Here is a 6,538-nt window from a genome sequence, read left to right as displayed (position 1 = left end):
CCCCCGCCGTCTTGCGGCGGCAGGGGGCAGTGCTAGTTGCTTACTTGATGACCGTCTTGGCTTCCTTGACCAGCTCCGGCGACAGCGTGACGCCTTGCTTGGCGGCGGCACCCGTGTTGACGAAGAGTTCCAGGTTGTCGCTGGTCTGCGAGGCGATCGCGCCCGGCTTCTCGCCCTTCAGGATGCGCACCACGACCTTGCCGGTCTGGTGGCCCAGGTCGCCATAGTTGATGCCCAGCGCGGCCACGGCGCCACGCTTGACGCTGTCGGTATCGGCGGCCACCAGCGGGATCTTGGATTCGTTGGCGACCTTGACCAGGGACTCATACGCCGACACCACGTTGTTGTCGGTGTTGGTGTAGATCACGTCGACCTTGCCGATCAGGCTCTTGGCGGCCGGACCGATGTCAACGGTACGCGGCGCGGCGGCTTCCTTGAGCGTCAGGCCGTCCTTGGCCAGCAGCTCCTTCAGTTCCTTGACCACGACCACCGAGTTGGCTTCGCCCGGGTTGTAGACCATGCCCACGGTCTTGGCCTTGGGCACCACGCGCTTGATCAGCGCGACCTGCTTGTCCAGCGGCAGCTTGTCCGACACGCCGGTCACGTTGGTGCCCGAGGCCGACCAGCTCTTGACCAGCTGCGCGGCGACCGGATCGGTCACGCCCGAGTACACCACCGGCACGCTCTTGGTGGCGGCAACCACGGCCTGGGCCGACGGGGTGGCGATGGCAACGATGGCGTTCGGGTTGTCGCCGACGAACTTGCGGGCGATCTGCGCCGCGGTGCCGGTGTTGCCCTGGGCGCTCTGGTATTCCCACTTCAGGCTCTTGTCGGCGTCATAGCCGGCGGCCTTCAGCTCGGCGCGCACGCCGTCGCGGATAGCGTCCAGCGCGGGATGGTCAACGATCGACAGCACCTTGACGGTCTGGGCCTGCACGGCGCCGCCGTACAGCAGTGCCAGCGCCACGGCGCCGCCCAGGATGGACTTGGTTGCTGCGAGACCCTTGATGGACTTCATTGTCTGTTCTCCCCCGAAACTCGGTTCTGGATTGGATACGGCCGCGGATGGTTCGGTCCGCCGTCCTGGCCCGCGCGCATGCTGGCGTACGGTGCCGGTCCGGGCGGGCGCGGCGGCTTCCTGCGGCTGGAGGGAGCGTGCGCGGGCGCGTCGGATGCGACAGCGATAAGCCTGCGAGGATACCACTTCTCGCGCACGATATGGACAGTCATCATGCGGAAGTGGGGCATCGGATGCTGCCAGACGCCCGTAATCCGCCATCGAGGCGCATTTTATTGCGCGGGATTCATATTTTGCTGGTGGATTACCCTGATTGCGGCGGTGACATCTTCATGCAATTGCGCGATCCGGGCGTCGAGGCTTTCCTCGACTCCTGACTTTCACCGGCTTGATGAAAGCGATGCGGTATGCGCCATGTATTGGCGGTCAAAGCGGGGATCTTGAATTCACGTTTCGAAAAGATTCATGTCTTCCAATCGATATTGGGAATTTCAGATCAGCTAGCATTCATCCACTGCGGCAGCGCCGGCACGCCTTGGAAGGGGCTGTTGCCCCGAACTCTCCGACACAGCGCTGGATCCGCGAGCGATGGTATGGATTGTCCTCCGTGATGGCATCAAAACCTGTGAGGTTCGCTATGTATCGTGTCTTGACTATTGCCGTGCTGGGGGTCTCGCTTGCGGCGTGCAGCAGCCCGGCGCCGACGGCTTCGGCTTCGGCTCCGGTCTCCCAGCCCGCGTCCGTCCAGCCCGCGGCTTCAGCGGAACCGGCGGCTGCCAGCAAGCCGGCAGTCAATGCCGTGGACCCGTCGGTGATCCAGGCCCTGAACAAGATGGGCACCTACCTGTCGACGCTGAAGCGTTTCAGCGTCGATATCGACCTGGACGGCGAGCGCGTCCTGGCCGATGGCCAGAAGCTGCAGCATACGGCGACTGCCAAGATCGACATCGACCGGCCGAACAAGATGCGGGCGCAGATGCGAAGCGCGCGTGCGCAACGTGACCTGATCTACGACGGCAAGACCGTTACGCTCTACCAGCCGGCGCAAAAGTACTACGCGTCAGCCGGCGCGACGGAAAACCTTGGCGAGCTCATCGTTCATCTGCGCCAGCGGTTCGGGATCGAGGTGCCGATCGGCGACCTGTTCCTGTGGGGAACGCCCGCGGCACCCGTGGACAACATCACGTCGGCCATGTACGCGGGCAGCGACTACATCGATGGCACGCTCTGTGATCACTATGCCTTGCGCCAGGGGGCGGTCGACTGGCAGATCTGGATTGCAAGCGGCAACCGCCCGGTGCCGCGCAAGGTGGTGATGACCAACCGGGCTGACGAGGCGCGTCCGCAGTCGGTGACCTGGCTGGACTGGAAGCTGAAGCCGGCTTTCAAGGATTCCGTCTTCCACTTCACGCCGCCGCAGGGCGCCCGTGAGGCCAAGTTCGTTCCGCTCAAGACCCAGTGAAGGAGAGGCACATGAAACGAGTCGAAACGTCCCTCCTCGCGGTCCTGGGTGCAGTCGTGCTTGCCACTTATGGGTGGGTGCCGCAGGCTGAAGCGCGTGGCGGCGGTCACGCCGTGGGTCGCGGCGGTGGCGGCGCACAGGTCAGCAACGTGCGGGCCGACGCGCGCACGAACAATGTCCGCAGCTCCAGCGTGAATAGTGTCAATGCCAACCGGAACGTCAACATCAATACGAACCGGAACGTCAACGTCAATGTCGACACGCATGGCGGATGCTGCGGCGGCTGGGACAACGACTACCATCCGGTTGCCACTGCTGCCGCCGTTACCGCAACGGTGGCTGTGACCGCTGCTGTGGTGGGTTCGGTCGTGCGCTCGGTCCCGCCAAGCTGCGTCCCGGTCAGCTATGGCGGCATGGTGTACCAGCAATGCGGCAGCACCTGGTATCAGCCGCAGGGAACCCAGTACGTGGTGGTGAATGCTCCGTACTGACGCGGCCGGCTGCAATGGGTTGAGCCGCGCCAGTCCTGCCTGACGGCGCCGGCTCAGCCGCGCAGCGCCGCGGCGCACTCGCGCACCAGCGCCGGGCCGCGGTAGATCAGGCCGCTGTAGACCTGCACCAGCTTTGCGCCGGCGTCGATCTTGGCGCGCGCATCGGCGCCGCCGAAGATGCCGCCCACGCCGATGATCGGCACCGCGTCGCCGACCACGCCGTGCAGCGCACGCACCACCCGGGTCGAGGCCTCGAACACCGGGCGGCCGGACAGGCCGCCGGCTTCCTCGGCATGCGGCAGGCCCTTGACCGCCTCGCGCGAGATGGTCGTGTTGGTGGCGATCACGCCGTCGATCTTGTGCCGCACCAGCGCGTCGCCGATATTGCCGACCTGGTCGGCATCCAGGTCCGGCGCGATCTTCAGCGCCAGCGGCACGTAGCGCTTGTGCTGGTCGGCCAGGCGCTGCTGCGCGTCCTTCAGCGTCGACAGCAGGCTGTCCAGCTCGCTCGCGCCTTGCAGCTGGCGCAGGTTCTTGGTGTTGGGCGAAGAGATATTGACCGTCACGTAGCTGGCATGCGGGTAGACGCGTTCCAGGCAGTAGAGGTAGTCATCGTTGGCGCGCTCGATCGGCGTATCGGCGTTCTTGCCGATGTTCAGCCCCAGCACGCCGCCCTCGGCCTTCCAGCGCGATGCTTGCACATTGGCGACAAAGGCATCGACGCCGCCGTTGTTGAAGCCCATGCGGTTGATCAGCGCATCCGCCTGCGGCAGCCGGAACATGCGCGGGCGCGGGTTGCCCGGCTGCGCGCGCGGCGTGACCGTGCCCACCTCGATAGAGCCGAAGCCGAGCGCGGCCAGCCCGTCGATATAGGCGCCGTCCTTGTCCAGCCCCGCGGCCAGGCCGACCGGGTTGGGGAAGCGCACCCCCATGACCGTGCGCGGGTCGTCGGCAATCCTGTTGCCGATGCAGCCGCCCAGGCCCATGCGGTGGGCACGCAGCAGGTTGTTCAGCGTGAAATGGTGGGCGTCCTCGGCATCCATCGAGAACAGGGCGGGGCGGAACAGGGGGTAGAGCGCGTTGAGCACGTGGGGCAGGGGCAGAGTGAATACCAGGCCCGCATTGTAGCGGCTGGGCCGCATGCCCGGGCAGCGCGCGGGCGGATGCCGCGACCCGGCTATTCCCGGGTGGGTGCAGGCGCGGGGCCGGCCGCATCCCCGGCTTCGTCCTCGAACGCATGCCAGTGGTTGCCGGTCAGCACCTGCAGCGGCCGGAAGCGTGCCTTGTAGGCCATCTTGCGGCTGTCGGCGATCCAGTAGCCCAGGTAGAGGTGCGGCAGGCCCAGTTCACGCGTCTGGCGGATCTGCCACAGGATGTTGTAGGTGCCGTAGCTGGCGTTGCGTTCAAGCGGATCGTAGAAGGTGTAGACCGACGACAGCCCGTCGTCGAGAACGTCGATCATGCTGACCATGCGCAGGCGCCCGGCCTCGGGCGAGCCCGGCGGTTCGCGGAACTCCACCAGGCGCGAGTTGACGCGGCTCTGCAGCAGGAACTGTTCGTACTGGTCGCGGCTGTCCTGGTCCATGCCGCCGCCGGCGTGGCGCATCGACTGGTACAGCAGGTACAGCGAATAATGCTCTTCGACGTAGGTCAGCGGCGCCACCAGTGCCTGCAGGTGCTGGTGGCGGCTCCAGGCGCGGCGCTGCGAGCGGTCCGGCACGAACTGGTCGACCACCACGCGGCATGGCGTGCAGGCGTGGCATTCGTCGCAATACGGCCGGTAGGTGAAAATGCCGCTGCGGCGAAAGCCGGCGCGCACCAGGCGTGAATAGACGTCGGCATTGATCAGGTGCGCCGGGGTGGCGACCTGGGAGCGTGCCATGCGGCCGTCGAGATAGCTGCAAGCGTAGGGCGCCGTGGCATAGAACTGCAGCGCGGAGAGCGGAAGTTCCTTCAGCTTGCTCATGACTCAGGGGGCTCCGGGCGGGACGATGCGGCCGGACGCGCAGTCAGCGGGGCGTCCCGTGCCAGGTTTCAGCCGGCCGGCGCGGCTGGCGTCCCGGCCCAGCGCTCCAGCACCGATTTGTCGAACCGCCACGGGCTGATCGCCGGCTGCGCCGTCGCCGCCCGCACATGGGCCACGAATTCTGCGCGGGGGATCGGGCGCGCGCCCAGCGAGGCCAGGTGGTCGGTTTCCTGCTGGCAGTCTATCATCGCCACGCCGTGATTGCCGAGGAACGCGCACAGCGCCGCCAGCGCAATCTTTGAGGCATCGGTGCGGTGCGCGAACATCGACTCGCCGAAGAACATCCGCCCCAGCGCCACCCCATACAGGCCGCCCACGCGTTCGCCGCGGTACCAGCTTTCGACAGAATGGGCCATGCCGTTGCGGTGCAGCGTACCGTACGCGGCAATGATGTCGTCGGTGATCCAGGTGCCGTCCTGGCCGTCGCGCGGCGTGGTCGCGCAGGCGCGCATCACCGCCAGGAAGTCGTCGTCGACGCGGATCTCCCAGTCAGCATCGCGCAGCACGCGCCGCAGGGTCTTGCGCAGGTTGAGCGAGACGCGCAGCGCCGGCGGGGGCAGCACCATGCGCGGATCGGTGCTCCACCACAGCACCGGCTGGCCGCTCGAATACCACGGGAAGATGCCCTGGCGGTACGCCAGCAGCAGCCGCTGGGGCGACAGGTCGCGGCTGGCCGCGAGCAGGCCGGGGGCCTCGGAGTCGGGCCCGAGCGCCTCGCCAACCGGCGGAAACGGGTCTTGCGGGTCCAGCCAGGCAATCATGCGGGCTGCGCCATAGGGCGATGCGCGACAGCCGCGCCGCTCAGGGCGTGACCGTGGCCCGGCTGGTCAGCGGGCGCATGGGCTTGTCGATATCCAGGCTGTGCAGCCGGAAGCTGCCGTCCTGCAGCCGGCCGGCGGCGCGGTCGGCAAAGAAGCAGCGCAGGGTGTGGATCACGGTGGGGAACGCCAGTTCATCCCAGGGCACATCCGCCTCTTCCACCAGCTTGACCTCCAGGCTTTCCTCGCCGGGGGCGATATCCAGGTCGTCCAGCGTGGCCAGGTAGAAAAGATGCACCTGGTGCACATGCGGCACGTTCAGGATCGAGAACAGCTCGCCGACCTGCACGCGCGCACCGGCTTCTTCCAGCGTCTCGCGCGAGGCCGCCTGCGCGGTGGTTTCGCCGATCTCCATGAAGCCCGCCGGCAGGGTCCAGAAGCCGTAGCGCGGCTCGATGGCGCGCTTGCACAGCAGGACCTTGTCCTCCCACACCGGGATCGTGCCGACGACGTTGCGGGGATTGACGTAGTGGATGGTGCCGCAGTTGTCGCAAACACTGCGCGGGCGGTTGTCGCCGTCAGGCACGCGCAACACGACCGCATGACCACAGTTCGAGCAGAATTTCATGAGGGGCGTCCGGGAGGAATGGCGAAAGTGTATCACCCTCGCAGAGGGGGCCGGCAGGCATGATTGGGGCGGTGGGGCGCCATCGGTCAACACAGTCCGGTGCTGCACGTAGGGGCAGCATCGGGGTGCCGGCGCCGGAGCAGCAGAAAACAAAA

Annotated in this window: 8 protein-coding genes; 3 read left to right on the top strand and 5 right to left on the bottom strand. The window is 66.7% G+C overall.

What is annotated here, in order from left to right:
* Nucleotides 1-40 precede the first annotated feature (40 nt).
* Nucleotides 41-1,018: an ABC transporter substrate-binding protein gene (locus CF68_RS02145; RefSeq protein ID WP_035815710.1), complete on the bottom strand. Its 978-nt coding sequence runs from the start codon at nucleotides 1,016-1,018 to the stop codon at nucleotides 41-43.
* 200 nt (nucleotides 1,019-1,218) lie between these two features.
* On the opposite strand from CF68_RS02145, the gene CF68_RS37440 reads away from it, so the two are divergent.
* The 3 genes from CF68_RS37440 to CF68_RS02135 all read left to right on the top strand — a co-directional run bounded on the left by CF68_RS37440 (nucleotide 1,219) and on the right by CF68_RS02135 (nucleotide 2,971).
* Nucleotides 1,219-1,395, top strand: coding sequence for a hypothetical protein (locus tag CF68_RS37440; RefSeq protein ID WP_161786850.1), 177 nt, complete (start codon nucleotides 1,219-1,221; stop codon nucleotides 1,393-1,395).
* A gap of 260 nt (nucleotides 1,396-1,655) precedes the next feature.
* Nucleotides 1,656-2,480, top strand: coding sequence for a DUF2092 domain-containing protein (locus tag CF68_RS02140; RefSeq protein WP_035815709.1), 825 nt, complete (start codon nucleotides 1,656-1,658; stop codon nucleotides 2,478-2,480).
* Nucleotides 2,481-2,491: 11 nt separating this feature from the next.
* On the top strand, nucleotides 2,492-2,971 hold the full coding sequence (locus tag CF68_RS02135; RefSeq protein ID WP_035815707.1) for a hypothetical protein: 480 nt from the start codon (nucleotides 2,492-2,494) through the stop codon (nucleotides 2,969-2,971).
* 53 nt (nucleotides 2,972-3,024) lie between these two features.
* Here the strand turns inward: CF68_RS02135 and CF68_RS02130 are convergent, their stop codons facing one another.
* The 4 genes from CF68_RS02130 to CF68_RS02115 all read right to left on the bottom strand — a co-directional run bounded on the left by CF68_RS02130 (nucleotide 3,025) and on the right by CF68_RS02115 (nucleotide 6,383).
* Nucleotides 3,025-4,059: a quinone-dependent dihydroorotate dehydrogenase gene (locus CF68_RS02130; RefSeq protein WP_035815740.1), complete on the bottom strand. Its 1,035-nt coding sequence runs from the start codon at nucleotides 4,057-4,059 to the stop codon at nucleotides 3,025-3,027.
* Nucleotides 4,060-4,148: 89 nt separating this feature from the next.
* Nucleotides 4,149-4,937 (bottom strand): arginyltransferase, encoded by a 789-nt coding sequence (locus CF68_RS02125; protein ID WP_035815705.1) that lies wholly within the window; start codon nucleotides 4,935-4,937, stop codon nucleotides 4,149-4,151.
* A gap of 68 nt (nucleotides 4,938-5,005) precedes the next feature.
* Complete coding sequence (aat, locus tag CF68_RS02120) at nucleotides 5,006-5,758, bottom strand: leucyl/phenylalanyl-tRNA--protein transferase (RefSeq protein WP_035815704.1); 753 nt, start codon at nucleotides 5,756-5,758, stop codon at nucleotides 5,006-5,008.
* 40 nt (nucleotides 5,759-5,798) lie between these two features.
* Entirely contained in the window at nucleotides 5,799-6,383 is a 585-nt protein-coding gene (locus tag CF68_RS02115) for an NUDIX hydrolase (protein WP_035815703.1), read from the bottom strand.
* Nucleotides 6,384-6,538 lie beyond the last annotated feature (155 nt).

The organism is Cupriavidus sp. SK-4 (assembly GCF_000611125.1).
In the GTDB taxonomy this organism is placed as follows: domain Bacteria; phylum Pseudomonadota; class Gammaproteobacteria; order Burkholderiales; family Burkholderiaceae; genus Cupriavidus; species Cupriavidus necator.
The sequence above is the reverse complement of the archived record's forward strand: the minus strand, read 5'-3'. Positions and strand labels throughout refer to the sequence as shown.

Bases quoted from the DNA above. Each gene is read 5' to 3' on its own strand.
- CF68_RS02145 (WP_035815710.1), bottom strand. From the start codon at position 1,018: ATGAAGTCCATCAAGGGTCTCGCAGCAACCAAGTCCATCCTGGGCGGC.
- CF68_RS37440 (WP_161786850.1), top strand. From the start codon at position 1,219: ATGGACAGTCATCATGCGGAAGTGGGGCATCGGATGCTGCCAGACGCC.
- CF68_RS02140 (WP_035815709.1), top strand. From the start codon at position 1,656: ATGTATCGTGTCTTGACTATTGCCGTGCTGGGGGTCTCGCTTGCGGCG.
- CF68_RS02135 (WP_035815707.1), top strand. From the start codon at position 2,492: ATGAAACGAGTCGAAACGTCCCTCCTCGCGGTCCTGGGTGCAGTCGTG.
- CF68_RS02125 (WP_035815705.1), bottom strand. From the start codon at position 4,937: ATGAGCAAGCTGAAGGAACTTCCGCTCTCCGCGCTGCAGTTCTATGCC.
- aat (WP_035815704.1), bottom strand. From the start codon at position 5,758: ATGATTGCCTGGCTGGACCCGCAAGACCCGTTTCCGCCGGTTGGCGAG.
- CF68_RS02115 (WP_035815703.1), bottom strand. From the start codon at position 6,383: ATGAAATTCTGCTCGAACTGTGGTCATGCGGTCGTGTTGCGCGTGCCT.